The organism is Arthrobacter sp. NPDC080073, assembly GCF_040686575.1.
Classification (GTDB): Bacteria; Actinomycetota; Actinomycetes; order Actinomycetales; family Micrococcaceae; genus Arthrobacter.
Genome location: NZ_JBFBKR010000008.1, coordinates 170,588 through 188,347 on the forward strand (window position 1 = coordinate 170,588; position 17,760 = coordinate 188,347).

Annotated in this window: 16 protein-coding genes and 1 pseudogene; 12 read left to right on the forward strand and 5 right to left on the reverse strand. The window is 64.0% G+C overall.

From position 1 onward, the window contains the following. The first annotated feature begins 39 nt into the window (after positions 1-39). Both AB0O52_RS11840 and AB0O52_RS11845 read left to right on the forward strand, forming a co-directional pair. Positions 40-1,245 (forward strand): glycoside hydrolase family 76 protein, encoded by a 1,206-nt coding sequence (locus AB0O52_RS11840; RefSeq protein WP_364537753.1) that lies wholly within the window; start codon positions 40-42, stop codon positions 1,243-1,245. After that, a complete protein-coding gene (locus AB0O52_RS11845) occupies positions 1,242-1,751 on the forward strand; it encodes a hypothetical protein (protein ID WP_364537755.1) in 510 nt (169 codons plus the stop codon). The genes AB0O52_RS11840 and AB0O52_RS11845 overlap by 4 nt, the downstream gene beginning before the upstream one ends. 2 nt (positions 1,752-1,753) lie before the next feature. Here AB0O52_RS11845 and AB0O52_RS11850 read toward each other — a convergent pair whose 3' ends face one another. Continuing rightward, the gene (locus tag AB0O52_RS11850; protein ID WP_364537757.1) at positions 1,754-2,359 is read right to left on the reverse strand and encodes a YdeI/OmpD-associated family protein; all 606 of its coding nucleotides are present in this window, start codon (positions 2,357-2,359) and stop codon (positions 1,754-1,756) included. Positions 2,360-2,427: 68 nt separating this feature from the next. Here AB0O52_RS11850 and AB0O52_RS11855 point away from each other — a divergent pair, with 68 nt between their 5' ends. The 6 genes and pseudogenes from AB0O52_RS11855 to AB0O52_RS11880 all read left to right on the forward strand — a co-directional run bounded on the left by AB0O52_RS11855 (position 2,428) and on the right by AB0O52_RS11880 (position 8,339). Next, positions 2,428-3,096 carry a VOC family protein gene (locus tag AB0O52_RS11855; RefSeq protein ID WP_364537759.1) on the forward strand — a complete coding sequence of 223 codons (669 nt, stop codon included), beginning with the start codon at positions 2,428-2,430 and terminating at the stop codon, positions 3,094-3,096. Between the two features lie 335 nt (positions 3,097-3,431). Then, positions 3,432-3,971, forward strand: coding sequence for an NUDIX hydrolase family protein (locus AB0O52_RS11860; protein ID WP_234759874.1), 540 nt, complete (start codon positions 3,432-3,434; stop codon positions 3,969-3,971). 87 nt (positions 3,972-4,058) lie between these two features. Beyond that, positions 4,059-5,081 (forward strand): DUF6707 family protein, encoded by a 1,023-nt coding sequence (locus AB0O52_RS11865; RefSeq protein ID WP_364537761.1) that lies wholly within the window; start codon positions 4,059-4,061, stop codon positions 5,079-5,081. A 61-nt stretch (positions 5,082-5,142) separates the two neighbouring features. Continuing rightward, positions 5,143-5,868 carry an SRPBCC domain-containing protein gene (locus AB0O52_RS11870; protein ID WP_364537763.1) on the forward strand — a complete coding sequence of 242 codons (726 nt, stop codon included), beginning with the start codon at positions 5,143-5,145 and terminating at the stop codon, positions 5,866-5,868. Positions 5,869-5,919: 51 nt separating this feature from the next. Then, positions 5,920-7,254 (forward strand): tRNA guanosine(34) transglycosylase Tgt, encoded by a 1,335-nt coding sequence (gene tgt, locus AB0O52_RS11875; RefSeq protein ID WP_364537790.1) that lies wholly within the window; start codon positions 5,920-5,922, stop codon positions 7,252-7,254. 157 nt (positions 7,255-7,411) lie between these two features. Beyond that, positions 7,412-8,339, forward strand: a pseudogene (locus AB0O52_RS11880) (hypothetical protein). 120 nt (positions 8,340-8,459) lie between these two features. On the opposite strand, the gene AB0O52_RS11885 reads toward AB0O52_RS11880, so the two are convergent. Beyond that, entirely contained in the window at positions 8,460-9,161 is a 702-nt protein-coding gene (locus tag AB0O52_RS11885; RefSeq protein ID WP_364537765.1) for a queuosine precursor transporter, read from the reverse strand. Positions 9,162-9,680: 519 nt separating this feature from the next. Here AB0O52_RS11885 and AB0O52_RS11890 point away from each other — a divergent pair. After that, entirely contained in the window at positions 9,681-9,884 is a 204-nt protein-coding gene (locus tag AB0O52_RS11890; protein ID WP_364537767.1) for a hypothetical protein, read from the forward strand. A gap of 31 nt (positions 9,885-9,915) precedes the next feature. Continuing rightward, positions 9,916-10,449 carry a DUF6036 family nucleotidyltransferase gene (locus AB0O52_RS11895; protein ID WP_364537769.1) on the forward strand — a complete coding sequence of 178 codons (534 nt, stop codon included), beginning with the start codon at positions 9,916-9,918 and terminating at the stop codon, positions 10,447-10,449. Positions 10,450-10,605: 156 nt separating this feature from the next. Here AB0O52_RS11895 and AB0O52_RS11900 read toward each other — a convergent pair whose 3' ends face one another. Further along, positions 10,606-12,117 carry a helix-turn-helix domain-containing protein gene (locus AB0O52_RS11900; RefSeq protein ID WP_364537771.1) on the reverse strand — a complete coding sequence of 504 codons (1,512 nt, stop codon included), beginning with the start codon at positions 12,115-12,117 and terminating at the stop codon, positions 10,606-10,608. Positions 12,118-12,272: 155 nt separating this feature from the next. On the opposite strand from AB0O52_RS11900, the gene aceA reads away from it, so the two are divergent. Both aceA and aceB read left to right on the forward strand, forming a co-directional pair. Further along, complete coding sequence (gene aceA, locus AB0O52_RS11905) at positions 12,273-13,601, forward strand: isocitrate lyase (protein WP_364537773.1); 1,329 nt, start codon at positions 12,273-12,275, stop codon at positions 13,599-13,601. 497 nt (positions 13,602-14,098) lie between these two features. Beyond that, entirely contained in the window at positions 14,099-15,751 is a 1,653-nt protein-coding gene (gene aceB, locus AB0O52_RS11910) for a malate synthase A (RefSeq protein ID WP_364537775.1), read from the forward strand. Positions 15,752-15,863: 112 nt separating this feature from the next. Here aceB and AB0O52_RS11915 read toward each other — a convergent pair whose 3' ends face one another. Both AB0O52_RS11915 and AB0O52_RS11920 read right to left on the reverse strand, forming a co-directional pair. After that, positions 15,864-16,412: a hypothetical protein gene (locus tag AB0O52_RS11915; protein WP_364537777.1), complete on the reverse strand. Its 549-nt coding sequence runs from the start codon at positions 16,410-16,412 to the stop codon at positions 15,864-15,866. A gap of 5 nt (positions 16,413-16,417) precedes the next feature. Next, the gene (locus AB0O52_RS11920; protein ID WP_364537779.1) at positions 16,418-17,512 is read right to left on the reverse strand and encodes an XRE family transcriptional regulator; all 1,095 of its coding nucleotides are present in this window, start codon (positions 17,510-17,512) and stop codon (positions 16,418-16,420) included. Between the last annotated feature and the right edge of the window lie 248 nt (positions 17,513-17,760).

The following is a 17,760-nucleotide window of genomic DNA, read 5'->3' on the forward strand; positions in this document are numbered from 1 at the left end:
AGGGTCCTGCGGCCAAGTGCGCGGCGCTAGGCTGGCAGCATGTCCGCCCCCGACGCAACGCCCGGCACCTCCGGAACGCCCGATTGGGCCGCGCGAGCCGACCGCGCCGCGCGTACGGTGACCCGGCATTTCGGACGGCGCTTCCTCTTCCTTCCCGGAACCCACCTCGCAGCGTCGACCCGGCCCTCCAGCCGTTTTCCGGGTCAGCCGTGGAACTACTGGTGGCAGGCGCACTACGTCGATTGCCTCGTGGACGCCGGGTTTCGCGAACTGGCCTCGGGAGCAAGGTTCGACGGCGGTGATCGCCCGAGCGCGGGCCGGCTCGCTTCACGCCTGGTCACCACCGTCCGCTTGCGCAATTTCCTTCGCTACGTGAACAGGTACTACGACGACATGGCATGGCTCGCCCTCGCCGTCCTGCGCTTGGACGCCCTGGCCGAAAAGGCGCACCTGCCCGGCCGGCGACGCAACGCCCGGTTGCAGAGAAGCCTCTCCCGGCAGTTCGAGTCGGCCTCCACGGACGATATGGGCGGCGGCACCTACTGGAGCACCACACGCGACTTCAAGAACACCCCCGCCACAGCCCCGGTGGCCCTGTACTTCGCGCGGACCGGCAAGCGGGAGCAGGCCCAACGGCTCCTGGACTGGCTCGACGCCACGCTCTTCGACCCCACCACGGGCCTGTACCTCGACGGCGCCCGGATCCAGGAGGGAAAACTCGTCCTGGCACGGGAGATCTACACCTACAACCAGGGCCCGGTGCTCGGCGCCTTGTTGGAGTTGGGTGGAGATGCGAACCTGGCACGCGCGGCCGCCTTGGTGGGCTCGGTGTCCGAGCACCTGACCGTCGGTGGGCCTGACACTGAGGGGAGGCTCGTTCTTCGCGGCGAAGGCACCGGCGACGGCGGACTCTTCACCGGAATCCTCGTCCGTTACCTGGCCCTCGCCGCCGGGGACGTTCGCTTGCCCGCGCCAACCCGCGCTACCGCCGGCCAATTGGTGTTCGAGACCGCGGAAGCGCTGTGGGAGGGGCGGACCGTGCGCACCGACGCGGTCCATGGGACTTCGGCAACGTACGACGACGGCTGGTTCGTGTTCTCGGCGGAACTACAGCGTCCGGCCGCCCAAACGTACCCGGCCGGCACCGCCGTCGAACTCTCCACCCAACTGCAGGCGTGGATGATGCTCGAAGCCGCCGCGCGCGTCCGGAAATTGTCAGTGCCGGGGCCTAGTCTGGAGCTGTGAACCCGTCCCCGAGTCCGTTGCCTGTCACCGTCGTCGCTCCGCCGGCGGAATGGTGGCAAATCCTTGGCGCGCTCAGCCCGCTCGCCGTCCTTGCCGCGGCGATCGTTGCCGCGATCGTAGGCCTCCTGTCCTTGCGGCAGAAGGCGCGGGCGGATAACAGGTCCGAGTGGTGGCGCCGTGCTCAATGGGCGCTGGATGCGTCCCTGTCCCGCAGCCGTTCCGAGGCTGAAATGGGTCAGAAAGCCATCGAGATTCTGGGCCAAAGCGAGCTCGCGTCGCGTGAGGAACTAGCGCTCCTCAAAGTCGGCACTGAGGATGAGCTCCTTGCAGCCGCCACGGCGTCCGAAACCCGTGCCGTTGGCCCTTCACAGCGTCCCGCCTTGGTGAGCCCTGAAGACCGCAAGGTGCAGATCGCCGCAGCAAAGGCCAGGGTCTTGCTTGACCGGCGGCTCGGGGTAGACACCCCAGGCTGGATCGTCGACCTGTCGCGTGAGAAGCCCGGGTAAGGCTACTCCCCAACAGGCGCGGGCTTATTCTTCTGCGGATACGGGGTCTCCTGCCGCGCCAGCATCTCGACAAAACCAGCGATCTTCCTGGCCCGCGTCTCCGCCTTCTTCACCGAGTTGGTCCGGTAGATCAGGGCATAGCGGTTGACCGACGACAGCACATCGAACATCGCCTGGGCTTCGGGAACCGCTGCGATTGCGGCAGCGAGGTCCTCCGGAACTTCCGCGTCCGCTTGGCCCACGTAGGCAGACTCCCAACGCCCGTCCGCCTTGGCACTGTCGACGGCGGCCCATCCGGCAGGGGTCATCTTGCCCTCAGCTTCCAAACGGGCAATATGCCCCACGTTCCGTTTGGACCATGGGCTCTTGGGGCCGCGGCGGGTCATGCGCTGGAAGACGCTTTCGTCGTCGCGCCGTCTGCCTTGGCCGTCGATCCAACCGAAACAAAGGGCCTCATCCAAGGCAGCGGCATAATCGAGTTCCGTCACGTTGCCGCCCTTTTTGTGCAGCACGAGCCAGACGCCTGGACTGTCGGCGCCGTTCTTTTCGAGCCAGGACCGCCATTCGGCAGCGTCTTTGACGATCAGTTCCTCAAGTTCAACAGCCATGGCCCCATTCTGGTGCCCGATAGGCTGAGGCGAAAGCACCTTGCCCTGATTCGCGTACCGGAGGATCCATGCTGCGCGTCCGCCCCATCCAGTTCACGTCCGACATCGCTGCCTGGAAACACCTTCTTACAACGCTGGGCCTCGTGTGCGTCGAGGACCACGGCGATTGGGTAGAGTTCGACGCCGGCTCGGGCCGGGTCGCCTTGCACCGTGTGTCCCCTGGCTCGCCCGACGACGGCACTACGGTATTCGGCGTCGAGGTCGGTGACCTGGCCGAATTCGCCCGACGAACCGTCGCGGACGGGACCCATGCCGAACTGTTCGACGCCGATCACGGGCAGGCCGTGCGCGTCACCGCCCAGGACGGCTTCGCGTTCCTTGCCGATAAGGCTCGCAGCCGCACCACCAGCCCCGAAGCGGATCCGGCGCTCGCCGTCGTCGGGATCTGGCTCACGCCGGATGTGCCCGGGGCCGCGCAGGAGGTGGGCAACATCGGTGCGCGGCCGCGGCATGCTTCCGCGACGTCCGCGGACTTCAGCACGAAGAACGGCGGAATCCTCTCGGTCCGGGAATCTTCGGAGACGGCTGCGGGAGGCCTCGCCTTCGAGTACGACGGCGACCTCGCCGCTCTGGAGGCCCGGCTGGCCGCCGCCGGACTCGCCGCCGCCCGGACCGGCTCACTTCTCACGATCCAGCCCCCGCGCGGCGGGACGATCAGCGTGGCCCGCCCCCTGTAACCCAACGCCCGCTCACCTATATCGGCCTTTTCCCCGACGCTCGCTCACCAATATCGGTCTTTCCCCCGACGCTCGCTCACCAATATGGCCCCCCTCCCCCGACGCTCGCTCACCTATATCGGCCTTTTCCCCGACGCTCGCTCACCAATATCGGTCTTTCCCCGACGCCCGCTCAGATCATCTGCCGAGGGATCCCGATATTGGCCGCATACGTGAGCGAGCGTCGCCCGATTTGGGCTCATAGGTGAGCGAGGGTTCCTGGTTTGCGCTCGACGCAATCCTGGCTCTCTGATTCGTACGGCATGGAACGGGATCGGATGGGGTAGAACTTAACCATGAGCGTTCGTACCCCTGACCCCTACTCCGGCTGGCTTTCCGATGAAGACCTCTTCGAAGCCCGCGGCCGCCTCCCCATGGTTTACGTGGAAGCGGTTCCCGTGCGTCTGGATCCGCTCGGATTCGTCAACGAGGTAGGTACCCTGCTGCAGGGCGACGCCGACGGCACCATGGTCCGTTCCTTCGTGTCCGGCCGCGTGCTGTACCGCGAAACCATCCGGGCCGCGTTGTTGCGGCACATGGAAAAGGACCTCGGGCCCCTGGCCTTCCCCCAGTTGCCCGTCAGTCCCGTGCCGTTCACGGTGGCCGAATACTTCCCGGCGCCGTCGCAAACCGGTTTCACGGACGACCGTCAACACGCCGTGTCCCTTGTCTACGTGATCCCCGTGACGGGCGAGTGCGAACCGCGCCAGGACGCGCTTGAGCTGACGTGGATGACTCCGCACGAAATCCTCAGCGACGACGTGCAGCAGGAATTCAGCGGCGGCCGCGGCAACCTGGTCCGCCAGGCTTTGGCCTTCGCCGGCGTCGGCCAGTAGCCAGCGCGGTCAGTAGCCACCTCCCCGATTTGCTCGGTGGGGTTTTATAGACTGTTGGGCGGACCTCGAGAACCAAAGGATTTGGCGATGACTCACAGCCCAGCCGACCAGCAATACCGTGAAAAGCAGGCTGGGGCCCTGCAAATCGGGGACTATCTGTACCTCCCCGGGGATGGTCCCGCAGAGCAAATCACGCACATCGAGCTCGAACACGACGACTTTGGCGCGCCCGCACTCATCCTGGTGACCACGCTCGACGGCGGGAAAGTGCGGATCGCGATCGGGTCCAGCGTTCCGGTGGGCGAAGCGGTCGTCATTCCCGACGGCGGCGAGCCCGACGGCGTTAGCTCCCCCGGCGGCGGCGAGCCCGACGGCGGCGACGAGCCCGACGGCGACGAGCCCGCGGAAGCTGTTCCCGCCGTCGTCGTACCTCCTTTGCCCCCGGTGGCACCGACTGTGAGCGGACCTCTTGTGCCCTCGGCGCCGGATCCCGCGCAGCTCGCGCTGATCCCCGAACCGACAGGCTCGCCCGAGGACGTCGTGGCCGCAGCTGCCGAAGCGCACCCCGGAAGGAACGGCGTCGCGGTGTTGAGTGAACGCCTCGTGAAGGGCATCAATACGAAGTCGGGAAGCTGCTTGCGGGATCTGAGCGACCTGGCCCACGATCTTTTCATCGAGCTGCGGGATCCGGACCACGCCCTCGCGGTGGCCGATATTCTCAATGTGCTCCCCTACGACGGAAACCGCGACCGGTGGATGTCGGTGGAGCGTTCCCTCGCCCTTTCCAGCTTCATTTGCCGTGAGCTCGGCCAAACGGAACGCGCGGAAGTCTACGATCAACTCCTGCAAGCGCCGGACACCGTGGAGACGGACCCGTTCAAGGCCCGGATCGCCGCCAAGGTCCGGCAGCGCGGGCTCAATGAACCGAACCTGTACGACAAGGAAATCTTCCGCTCCATCGACAACGGCAACCGCGACGCCGAGCGTGAATGGCGACTGCTCCGGCTCGAAACCCTGCTGTTCTTGCGCTCGCACGGCGGCTCGAACACCCTAGGCGTCGGAGAACTCGATCACCGGATCGCGAACGAACTCGAGGCCGTGCGGGCCTAGGCGCTATCGGAGGATTCCGCAAGACCTGTCGCGTTCGCTCCGACGGCGGTAGATTCGGGCCATGACGAACAATCTGAGCGTTGTGATAAATGCCGACGCGCAGCAAGTTTGGACTTCGCTGCGCGAACCGTCGCTCGTTGCTCAATGGCACGGCTGGGAAGCCGACGAGCTCGGTGACGAAATCAACCAAATTTACTTCAGCACCGCTGTGGTCGAGAGCCCTGACCACACAAGCCTCACCGTGAACGGCGGGGACGTCTTCGAACTCACCCCGGTGAGCGGAGGCACCGAGGTCCGTGTCACGCGGGCCGCCTTGGACCACGATTCCGAATGGGCTGCGTGGGACGAGGACATCACCCAAGGCTGGCTGACCTTCCTGCACCAACTCCGGTTCGCCCTGGAACGGCATCCGCACGGGCACCGGCGCACGCATTTTGTCTCCCTGCCTGGCGGAAGCGGCTCCGGGATCCAGAAACTCGGCCTGGCCGACGTCCCGGCTCCCGGGGAGGAATACTCGCTGACGCTGCCGACGGGCGAGGCCATTTCCGGAAAGGTCTGGTTCCGGAGCAACCACCAAGTGGGCCTCACCGTGCACAGTTACGCGGAGCACGGTGACGGGCTGCTGATCGTGGCCGACCAGCCAGTGATTCCGGAGAAAAGGCCCGACGGCGGCACGATCGTGATCGCTTCGACCTACGACCTGGGGGCCGCCAGCCTCGAATCGATCCGCTCCCACTGGGACGGCTGGAAGGCTGAGAACTACCCCACAGAGGTGCATTCGCACTGACGAATCACGCTCCGGGGCTGGCAGACTGTAACGGTGCCAGCCGATTCTTCCCTGCCTCGCTCCGGGGCCAGCTCCGAGTCCGATCCTTCAGCCCTCACAGCTGCCCGGCAGTCCGCGTTCTCCTTCGAGGTGGGCGCGCGGCTCAGCGAAACCCGAGCGCCGTCGTCGGGCACTTTGAACGCCGACGGCGGCAGCCTTCCCCGGGGCGGCAAGCGCGGGGAGTTCCTGGGCCGCACCGGAACCATCACCACGCCGCACGGCCAGATCCAGACGCCAGCATTCATCGCCGTCGGGACCAAAGCCACGGTCAAAGCGGTGCTGCCCGAATCCATGAAGGAGCTCGGTGCGCAGGCTTTGCTGGCCAACGCCTACCACCTGTATCTGCAGCCTGGACCGGAGATCCTTGACGCGGCCGGAGGGCTCGGCGCGTTCATGAACTGGGACGGGCCGACGTTCACGGACTCGGGCGGATTCCAGGTGATGAGCCTCGGCTCGGGGTTCAAGAAGGTCATCGACATGACCTCCGTGGACACGTCCGGGCCTGACGACGCCGTGGCCCCGGGCAAGGAGCGGCTGGCGCATGTGGACGAGGACGGCGTCTGGTTCAAATCGCACCTGAACGGGGATCGGCACCGTTTCTCCCCGGAGATCTCCATGCAGGTACAGCACCAGATCGGCGCCGACATCATGTTCGCCTTCGACGAGCTCACCACCCTGCAGAACTCCCGCGGCTATCAGGAGGAATCCCTGGAGCGCACGCGTCGCTGGGCCGAGCGCTGCGTGGCGGAGCATGAACGGCTGACTATGGAACGGGTGGGGAAGCCGTACCAGGCCCTGTTCGGCGTCATCCAGGGAGCTCAGTACGAGGACCTCCGCCGCAAGGCCTGCCGGGACCTGGGCGGGATGCCCTTCGATGGTTTCGGCATCGGCGGCGCCTTGGAGAAGGAGAACCTCGGCACCATTGTTCGTTGGTGCAACGAGGAACTTCCCGAGAACAAACCACGGCACCTCCTGGGCATCTCCGAGCCGGACGATATCTTCACGGCCATCGAAAACGGCGCCGACACCTTCGATTGCGTCTCCCCCACCCGGGTGGCCCGCAACTCGGCCTTTTACACCCCATCCGGTCGGTACAACCTTTCCGGGGCGCGCTACAAATCGGATTTCGGACCCTTGCAGGATGGTTGCGATTGCTACACCTGCGCCAACTATTCGCGGGCGTACATCCACCACCTGTACAAGGCCCACGAGATGGTCTCGGCCACGCTCATCTCCATCCACAACGAGCGTTTCGTAGTGAAAATGGTGGACGATGCCCGCTTGGCCATCGAATCCGGGGACTTCTTCGAGTTCAAGGCCGAGACCTTGGGGCGGTACTACTCGTAGGCTGCCGGCGGTTCCGGCCGGGCTCGTCGGGCTCGCCGGAACGGTGCCGGTTCGCCGGAGCGTTCGGGCGAACCGGCACCATTCCGGCGACCCGGCGTTTTCCACATAGGCGACCACGCGGCTTCCGTGCGTCCCGGCGGCCCGCGAGGCTGGACCAATGACGCGTTCCCAACCACCTTCGCTCCCGGAAAAGGGCAACGTCTGGCGAACCGATCAACTCCACGCACATGGGCTCAATTCACGTGCAATCCAACTCTTGGTGCGTCGGGGCAAGCTTGTCCGGCTACGGTACGGCTGCTACATCCGGGCCGCGCTCTGGGAGAAGCAATCCCCTTGGCTCCGAAGCACGCAACTGATCTACGCGCATGCGCATGGAACGCTTACGACGTCGGCGGGAGACTTCGTATACAGCCACACTTCGGCGGCGCGGCTGCACCGCCTTTTCCTCTGGAATGTTGACGACCTCATCCACATCCTGCTTCCGGTCCGACCGTCCAGCGAGCGCCTCGGCAAGGACGTCCGCGGTCACACCAGGCCTTACGACGAGTCGGACATTGTGACAATCGGGAATTTGAGGGTCACGTCCTTGGAGCGGACTGTGGTGGATTGCGCCATGCTGCTGAGCTACAAGCAGGCGCTGGTGCTCATGGACCACGGACTCAGGCTTGGCGCTGATCGTGCGCTTTTGCAGGCCATGGCCGACGCACTGGATGGTCGACGCGGCGTCAGGAACCTTCGAAAGGCCCTCGTCAACGCTGATCCACGATCCGAGTCGGCCGGCGAAACCTTGTGCCGAGAACTCATCTTGCGGCTGAAGTTGCCGATGCCCGAACCGCAGGTTGAGGTGCAGAGCCGGGCAGGTCGGCATCGGCTCGACTTTGCCTGGCGGGACGCAAAGGTGGCGTTGGAATTCGACGGCGAGATCAAGTACTTCGATTTCAAGCCAACAGCCGAGGTGATTTTCCAGGAGCGGCGCCGGGAGAAGGCCCTTAGCGAGGACGGTTGGCGCTTCGTCCGTGTCGAGGAAGCACCTCTTTCGCGAGCAGGAATTCAAGAGCCGGATACTGAACGCCCTCCGCCGTTAGGCCGTCGCCGCCGAACCAGCCCGCTGCCTTCGTCGAGATCGCCGGAACGCGCCCCGATCGCCGAAACTCTCCGGCGAGCCGGCACCGTTCCGGCGAGCTCGCGCACCTGCCAACGCCCGCTCACACCCAGTAGCTGGGCTCCCGCTTCTTGATCCAGCCAATGACCAAGGACGTCACGGGCACAAGGATGTATTGGACGCCGACCTTGTATACGAAGCCAACAAGCACGTAATTGACGAAGCTTCCGAAGTCCGTAATGCCGATGACCGAGGCCGCGATGCTACAGAAGATGAGCGTGTCCACGAATTCCCCCACCCCGGATGAACCCATGAGCCGAGCCCAGAGAGTTTTCTCACCCGAACGGGCTTTCATTTTGACCAGGATCAGGGAGTTGATGGTCTGGCCCGCCAGGAACGCGAGAAGCGAAGCCAGGACGATCTGAGGAACCGGCCCCAGCGCGCCTTCAATCGCAGCCTGCTTGGCGTTGCCGTAATCGTCATTGAAGCCGGGCAGCGCGATGATGATCCAGTAGCAGAGCGATGCGAATGCCGACAGCGCGAACGAGGTGATGATTGCTTTGCGGGCCACCTTGAATCCATAGATCTCGCTCATCACATCGCCAAGAATGTATGCAAGCGGGAAGAGGAAAAATCCGCCATCGGTGATGATCGGACCGAAGACGACCCCTTTGGCGGCGCCGATGTTGGACAGGATCAGCACGACGGCCATGCATGCCAGCATGATGCCGAAGTATGGGGAGCCTATTGACGCGAAGCGCGGCGCGGGTTTACTCAAGGTCTGGGATTCTGATGCTGACGTCATCGCTTGTCCGTTCGTAGTGGTTCGCGCAGGCGGCCGGAGTTGGCACGGTGCCCCGCTGTATTAGCACTGGTGGTGGATCCGCCTGCAAACCGCGGAGCCTCCCCCATTCTCGCATCGAGGAATCGAGAATTGTCCGGAAAACTCGCAACCGCCCACAACGCTCCATCAGATCAAGTGAGCGAGGGTCCCGCCGAAACCCGAGATAAGTGAGCGAGGGTCCCGCCGAGACCCCGGATAGGTGAGCGGGCGTTGGAGTCGCACCGAACCTGTACGACGCCCTCTGGCAGGGCGGCGCGCGCTGAGGCAAGCTTGGTCCAGGACGGGCTGGACGGCGGGCACGGAACGGAGCGGGGAAGCGCATGGTGGAACATTTTGACGCGGTGGACGAGTACATCGCGGCGCAACCCGATGAGGTGCGAACCATCCTTCAGGAGATCCGACGCCGGGCACTGGCAACTGTGCCCGGAGCCGGGGACAGGATCAGTTACGGAATCCCCACGATCCCTCGACAACCACTACGTGGTGTATTTCGCGGCGTGGAAGAACCATATTTCCGTCTATCCAGTGCCCGACGGCGACGAGGACTTCGAGCGCGGAATCGCACCCTACCGGGCCGCCAAGGGCACATTGAAGTTCCTCCTCGGGAAGCCGATTCCGTATGAACTCATCGAAAGAGTGGCAACAGTGCTGGCTGAGCGCACGCGGCACCGGGGCGGCTACTGACAATCGACCTGTGCGGGGGTACGGTACAGCCATGCGCCGCGATGAGCTTGAGCACGCCATCCGGGCCGCTACGGATATCACCCACGGCGACCGCGTGATCGTGATCGGCAGCCAGTCAATTCTGGGATCCTTCACGGAGGACCAGCTACCTGCGGCAATCACCATGTCGGACGCGGTCGACATAGCCCCGTTTTCCGACGACGACGCCGGCACGCTTGCCGACAGCATCGATTCCGCGCTTGGGGAGTGGTCGCCTTTCCACAAGGAGTTTGGGTTCTACGTCCAGGCGGCCGAAAGGGAGACTGCGGTGCTCCCGGAGGACTGGGAGTACCGCCTTGTCGGCGTGCGCAATGTGCGGACCCGGAACAGCACCGGACTTTGCCTGGATCCCTACGATCTCTGCGCGGCGAAGCTCATTGCGGCACGCCCCAAGGACCATGCGTTCGTTCTGGCACTCGTCGAATCATCCCTCATCGACCGCGTCCGGCTCGTAGACAGAATCAGGATGATCGACCCCTCCGAGCCTCGCCGCGATGCGGCTTTGTCATGGGCCATGTCGGTCTGACCCGGTCCCGGCCGGTCCTCAGGGAGTAGGCGTCACGCAGGGCAGGTTTTTGAGCCCGCGCCACGGGCCAAGCCGCGGAATTCCGGGGTTGTTCAACCCAAAGGAATCCAAAAAGTTGCGCAGCGTGACGCGTCCCCAATGCAACAGCCCGGAAAACTACCCCGAGTGCGCCTCCAGGAACGCGTACACCTCGGTCTCGTCGACGCCGGGGAACGCACCCGGCGGCATGGCGGCCAGCAGGTGCGAGTGGGCGCGCGCGGACGGCCAGGCGTTGCCTGCCCAGGATGAAGCCAACGACGCCGGCGGTCGCTTGCAGCAGTTCGGGTCCGGACACGTCGAAGTAGCCCGCGCCGTCGTCTCCCTCCCGCGGAACCACTTCACGTGCTGGTAGGGCACGCCGATACTCAGCGAAAACTCCCCCGCCGCAGAGCGTTCGGTGCGGGCCGTGCACCAATAGGTGCCGGAGACGGTGTCGGTGTATTGGCTGTAGGCGCTGAACTTGTCCGGAACGTCGAACACGGCACGCGACGTCCAGGCTTTGCATGCCGGTTGGCCCTCGATGGCGCCGGTGTGGTCCTGGGGGAAGGCGACGCCGTCGTTCTCGTAAGCCTTGTAGATGATGCCGCTCTGGTGGGTCTTCTGGAAGTGGGTGGTGATCCCCAGGTGCTTCGTGGCGAGGTTGGTGAAGCGGTGCGCCGCGGTTTCGTAAGAGACGGCGAAGGCGTCCCTTATATCCTCGACGGCAATCTCCTTGGCGGCCTTCGCCTTCTGCAGGAATTCCAGGGTGGCGTGTTCGGGCAGCAGGAGCGCCGCGGCGAAGTAGTTCGTTGCGACGCGCTGCGCCAGGAAGTCGCCGTAGTTCTTGGGCGTTTCGTGGCCAAGAACGTAATGGCCCAGGGCCTGCAGGAGGACCGAACGGGGATCGTGGTCCTGCCGCTGGCTCTGCGTGAGATAAATTCGGTGATTCTTTAGATCGGTCACCGAGCGGGTGGAATGGGGCAGGTCGCCCACGTGGTGAAGCGTGAATCCGAGGTGGTCCGCGATGTCTGCGATGACGTGCTGGCTCAAGGGACCGGCGGTGTAGCCAACGCCCTTGAGGACCTTCTGCGCTTCGGCCTCGTACTCCGGAAAATAGTTGCCGCGCTCGCGCATCATGGCACGCAGTTCACCGTTCGCGCGCCGGGCTTCTTCCGGCGTCGCGATCTGCTCGTTGAGCCTGCGCTCGAGCTCCTGCAGGAGGCCCACTTGAGACTCCAAGACATCTAGCGGAAGCCGCGCGCTGACGCGGATTTTCGGCAAGTTCAAGGACTCATAGAGGGGCCCGCGCTGGTACCGTTCCAGCTCGATTTCCAGGCCGGCGCGGCGGCTGGGCGGTTCCGCTCCGAGCAGCTGGTCGATGCCCACATTCAAGGCGGCCGCGAGTTGCTTCAACAAACCCAGCTTGGGTTCCCGCTTGCCGTTCTCAATGAGGCTCAGCTGGCTGGGGGCAGTCCCGACGGCGGCGCTCACGTCGTCGAGGGTCAGCCCGGCCTGCTTGCGCAGATACCGCACGCGGCGGCCCAGGCTGATGACGTCCAGTTCGGCGTCGGAGGCAGAGGACGACGGCGGCGGTACTTCGCGGTTCCAGCTCACAGGTGACATTTCTTGAGAATACGCGAAGAAGTGCATTTCTTTCCATGGTTTTCCTCTAGAAAGCCTCTTGGAAGTACTGAAAAGTAAGAACTACGGAAACCCCGGCCGGCCTGGACTGCAAAGGCGCAGCGAAGATCGGCCGGGGCTACATACACAGCAATACGCCAAAGTAGCGTCAAAGGAGACAGACAATGACCGCAGCATTTGAACCAGGACAGCCCGCCGCTCAGCAGACCGCAACCGAGCAGGCCGCCGCACTGGAGCTCGAATGGGCTGCCAACCCGCGTTGGGAAGGCGTCACCCGCGATTACTCGGCCACCGACGTCGTCCGCCTCCGCGGCCGCGTCTCCGAAGAACACACCCTGGCCAAGCGCGGCTCCGAGAAGCTGTGGAAGCAGCTCAAGGAAGAGCACAAGACCGGCGGCTACACCAACGCCCTGGGTGCACTGACCGGCAACCAGGCCGTGCAGCAGGTCAAGGCCGGGCTGCGGGCCATCTACCTGTCCGGCTGGCAGGTCGCCGCCGACGCCAACAACTCCGGCCACACCTACCCGGACCAGTCCCTCTACCCGGCCAACTCGGTCCCCACTGTGGTCCGCCGCATCAACAACGCCCTGCTGCGCGCCGACCAGATCGAATTCTCCGAAGGCATCCAGACCGTTCAAGACTGGCTCGTCCCGATCGTCGCCGACGCCGAAGCCGGTTTCGGCGGCCCGCTGAACGCCTACGAGCTCATGAAATCCATGATCCAGGCCGGCGCCGCAGGCGTGCACTGGGAAGACCAGCTCGCCTCGGAAAAGAAGTGCGGCCACCTCGGCGGCAAGGTACTCATCCCCACCCAGCAGCACGTCCGGACCCTGAACGCCGCCCGCCTGGCGGCCGATGTCGCCGGCACCCCATCGGTGATCATCGCCCGCACCGACGCCGAGGCAGCCACCCTGATCACCTCCGAAGTCGACGAGCGCGACCAGGAATTCATCACAGGCGAACGTACCGCTGAGGGCTTCTACAAGGTCCGCAACGGCATCGAACCCTGCATCGCCCGAGCCAAGGCCTACGCCCCGTACTCGGACCTCATCTGGATGGAAACAGGCACCCCGGACCTCGAGCTCGCCCGCAAGTTCGCCGAGTCCGTCAAGTCCGAGTTCCCGGACCAGATGCTCTCCTACAACTGCTCGCCGTCCTTCAACTGGCGCAAGCACCTGGACGACGCCACCATCGCGAAGTTCCAGCGTGAACTCGGCGCCATGGGCTTCACCTTCCAGTTCATCACCCTGGCCGGCTTCCACGCCCTGAACTACTCGATGTTCGACCTCGCCCACGGCTACGCCCGGGAAGGCATGAGCGCCTACGTCGAACTCCAGGAAAAGGAATTCGCCTCCGAGTCCCGCGGCTACACCGCAACCAAGCACCAACGCGAAGTCGGCACCGGCTACTTCGACGACATCGCAACTGCGCTCAACCCGAACGCATCCACCCTGGCCCTGGTGGGATCCACCGAAGAAGGCCAGTTCCACTAACCTCCCGACGGCAGGGCGGAACGCTTGTTGCGAACCGTCCGGCTCACCCCGGTGCGTCTCCGCCGCACCACCAGCCTACGGACCGGCACCCGCGCAGCCAGCAGTTGGGGGCCGAAAAAGGCAATCCTCCGCGTGCTATTCCCCATCCCCGTCCTATGGCCTCGCAAAGCTCGGCCGAGGACGGAGACAGGGCCCCTTTTACGCACGCTTCCGGATCACCTTTCCCGGCCGTTTGCGCTCGGCGACTGGCGCACGAGGCCGGAGGAGCCGGTATCGCGGCAGGCTGCGTAAAAGGGGCCCTGCGTCCCGGTTCGTCCTCGCTCAGCGAGGACGAACCGGGACGTGGGGAATAGCAGGCAGAGCGGTGCCGGTCCGTAGGGCCGGACGCAACCAGTTAGCCACAGCCACGCACCGAACCCAGCCGCGGACCCGGCACGCACCGAACCCAGCTAAACAGGCCCGCCGTCGAACATTTGCTTCTCTGAGGAGAGATTGAAATGAACAGCTTCACCGACAATTACACGATCAACGGCATCACGCTGACCGCCCAGCCCATCCACCGGCAGAACGAGGTTCTTACTCCGGATGCCTTGGAGTTCGTGGCAACGCTGCACCGCGCGACGGCGGAGCGCCGCCAGGAGCTCATGCAGGCGCGGCACACCCGCCGCGGGCAGATTTCCAGCGGCCAGGATCCGCGGTTCCTCCCGGAGACCGCGGAAATCCGCAACGATCCGAACTGGCGCGTCGCTCCCCCGGCCCCGGGCCTGGAGGACCGCCGGGTGGAGATCACCGGACCAGTTGACCGGAAGATGACCATCAACGCGTTGAACTCCGGCGCCAAGGTGTGGCTGGCCGACATGGAAGACTCCTCCACCCCCACCTGGCGCAACGTCATCCAGGGCCAGCTGAACCTTACGGATGCCTTGGAGCGCCGGATCGACTTCATCTCTCCCGAGGGCAAGGAATACAAGCTCCGTGCCGCCGAGGACTTGCCGACCATCGTGGTCCGGCCCCGCGGCTGGCACCTGCCGGAAAAGCACATGCTCATCGACGGGAAGCCCGTTGCCGGCGGCGTGGTGGACTTCGGCCTGTTCTTCTTCCACAACGCACGCCGCCTGCTCGCACAGGGAAAGGGCCCGTACTTCTACCTGCCCAAGATCGAGAACCACCTCGAAGCGCGCCTCTGGAACGACATCTTCATCCTGGCCCAGGACCTGCTCGGCATCCTGCAGGGCACCATCCGCGCGACAGTGCTGATCGAGACCATCACCGCGGCATTCGAAATGGAGGAGATCCTGTTCGAGCTGCGCGATCACGCTTCGGGCTTGAACGCCGGCCGCTGGGACTACATCTTCTCCGTGATCAAGAATTTCCGCACCCGCGGCCCCCGCTTTGTTTTGCCGGACCGCGCCCAGGTCTCCATGACCCAGCCGTTCATGCGCTCCTACACCGAGCAACTGGTCCGGGCCTGCCACCGCCGCGGCGCCATGGCGATCGGCGGCATGGCCGCGGCCGTTCCCAACCGTAAGGACGAGGCCGCCAACACTGCAGCCTTCGAGAAGGTCCGCGCGGACAAGACCCGCGAAGCCGGCGACGGTTTCGACGGTTCCTGGGTTGCGCACCCGGACCTGGTTCCGGTCTGCCGCGAAGTGTTCGACGGCGTACTCGGCGACCGCCCGAACCAACTGGACCGCTCACGCGAGGATGTCACTCCCGACGACCGTGCGCTAATTGACGTCGCCTCCACCGTGGGCACAATCACCGAAACCGGCATCCGGAACAACATCGAGGTGGGTATCCGCTACATCGAGTCCTGGCTGCGCGGCAACGGCGCCGTGGCCATCCACAACCTCATGGAAGACGCGGCCACCGCTGAGATCTCCCGCTCCCAGCTGTGGCAGTGGATCTACTCCCACGCCATCACCGACACCGGTGAAGTCATCACCCGCGAATGGGTCACCGACCTGCTGGACGAGGAGTTCGCACGCCTGGAACGCTTCGACGACGACCGCTTCAACGATGCCCGCAGCATCTTCGAAGAAGTCACCCTGGCCGAGGAGTTCCCCACGTTCCTGACCATCCCGGCCTATGCCCGCTACCTCACGGAAGCCCGCGAGGAAGCGACCAAGGAAGAACTCGTCGCCGCCTAGACCCCCGTCGCTGGGCTGCCTGCACTCTTCGCAACAAGTGACCCCGATGGCCGGGGAGGCAGCCCAGCGACGGAACCCTTTTCTCATTGCCCCGTTTTGCTTGTGTTCAGCCTCAGCCTCCGGCAGCCCAAAGATCGACGGACTGGCGGCTCCGAAGGTTAGAAGGAACGGGGCGTTTTGATGCCCGAAGCGTCTGCACATACCCCCACACGGTGGCCGCATCCACGAAGCCTTTTTTGATAGCGATGTGCATTAGTTTCCATGTGTCAACGACCTGTATGCCGTGCCTCGCCGCGAGCCGCCGCGCTCCTCCGTCATCCGTGACAAAGAAACCGTGAATATTGCGAGAACTCATGATTGCCAATGTTTCGGCTTCACCGAGATGCTTATGTGGAGGATCGTTGGGCTCAGCCAATTCATCGCGAAAGGTTCGGACGTTTAAGTGCTCAAATCGAGTTTCTGGGAATAGCGGATCGCCGAAGATATCTGCTGCGTCCCCAAGAGCGACAAGTCCTTCGTAGGCCGCGGATTGCAAGCATTCTTGCTCCACAGTCGCACACCAACGGCCATTCCCGTTTGCGAGGCGAGACAGAAGATCCATTCTGTTGATCAGTGCGAAATTAATGAGAACTGTGTTGTCGGGGAAGAGCAGGACGGCCATACTTGTCAGAGCCCGAGTGCTTCGGCGACATCCTCGCTGTCCGGCAAAGCCGGGAGTGCGGGTGCATCAACATCGAGTGTCTCTCGATCCACTTCAAGCATCCAGGCAAGCGTCCCTGAACCAATGTCCCCGGAAGCAATGAGCTTGACGTGCGCCTCAACCAGGCCGGACGGAAATTTGCGGATGGCAGCTTGCTCCATCCGTTGCGTGATCGGGTCCGGATGGTCGACGGCGCCCGACCAATAAAGACGCAGAAGTCGCTGAGTTGGCTGAGTTGCCCACTCTCGAATCAACGGAGTCGGTTTAATCCGCAGTGCCTCGAGGCGTTTGGCGATTGCATCTGTGGAAACTCCGAACTGCCAAACCCGTAACGCCAGGCCTGCCGTGTCAATGGTTGTCCAGTCCATAGCACGAACTGCTGTCTCTGGCAGGAGCAGCTCTGCTGCAAATGCGTTAGCTTCAGCTTCATGCCGGTCGAGGGTATGGGCCGAGGCGCCATCGACATGGTGGCCCAATGCTAGATGCCCGAGCTCATGCGCAATCGACCAGTTTTCCCGGAACCAGTTCCCCATCGCCGGGATTACCATGACATGTCGCGACCCGAACGTAAACGAGTATGCCGTCGACACACCCGCGATCCGGACAACATCAACGCCAAGCCTTGATTCCAAGCGTTCCACGAACGGACGAATAAAATCGTCACCGAGAACCTCCCGCAACTCGGACGGAACTCGCGGAAGCACACCGGGCATGCCGTTTCCACCATAGGCCTGGCGGTAGGCAAGCTCGACGTTCCGCAATTCGTCGGCGTCCCCATCTCTGCCCGGATTCGACCGTTTACCTGTCGAAGGATCGAAGTCGTGTCTGGCCGCCAGAATCAGACGATGAGGATCGGGTTCCCCCGTGATAATCCAGTGGACGTCCGACTGGAATAGATCCGCGATTTTTGCGAGTTCGATCGAAGAGAATGCTCGATATCCGTTTAGCGCCCGCGAAAAGGCGTCGGGCGTCATAGCAAGAAGCTTGGCTACTTCTCTCTGGGGTCGGGCTGGGGCCGCAGCAAGTAATTGCCGCACACGCCCGCCGATGTTTGCATCCACCACTCCAGCCTACGTATTCGTTGGGAAAATCCCAACACCCAAGAGGTGCATGTGGATAAAACTGTCCTGCCAGGTCTGGGGAGCGTGACCCCGACGGCGGAACTCGCCCAGCGGACGGGCTCGCCTAGGAGACTGCTGAATTAATCGGGCGGTGGGCGCGTCGGCTGGACTGGTGAGCTGGGTGGTTAAGACTGGGCTTATGCAGGGACGCGAAGACGCGCAGCGTGGGTATTTGGATGTCGAGGCGC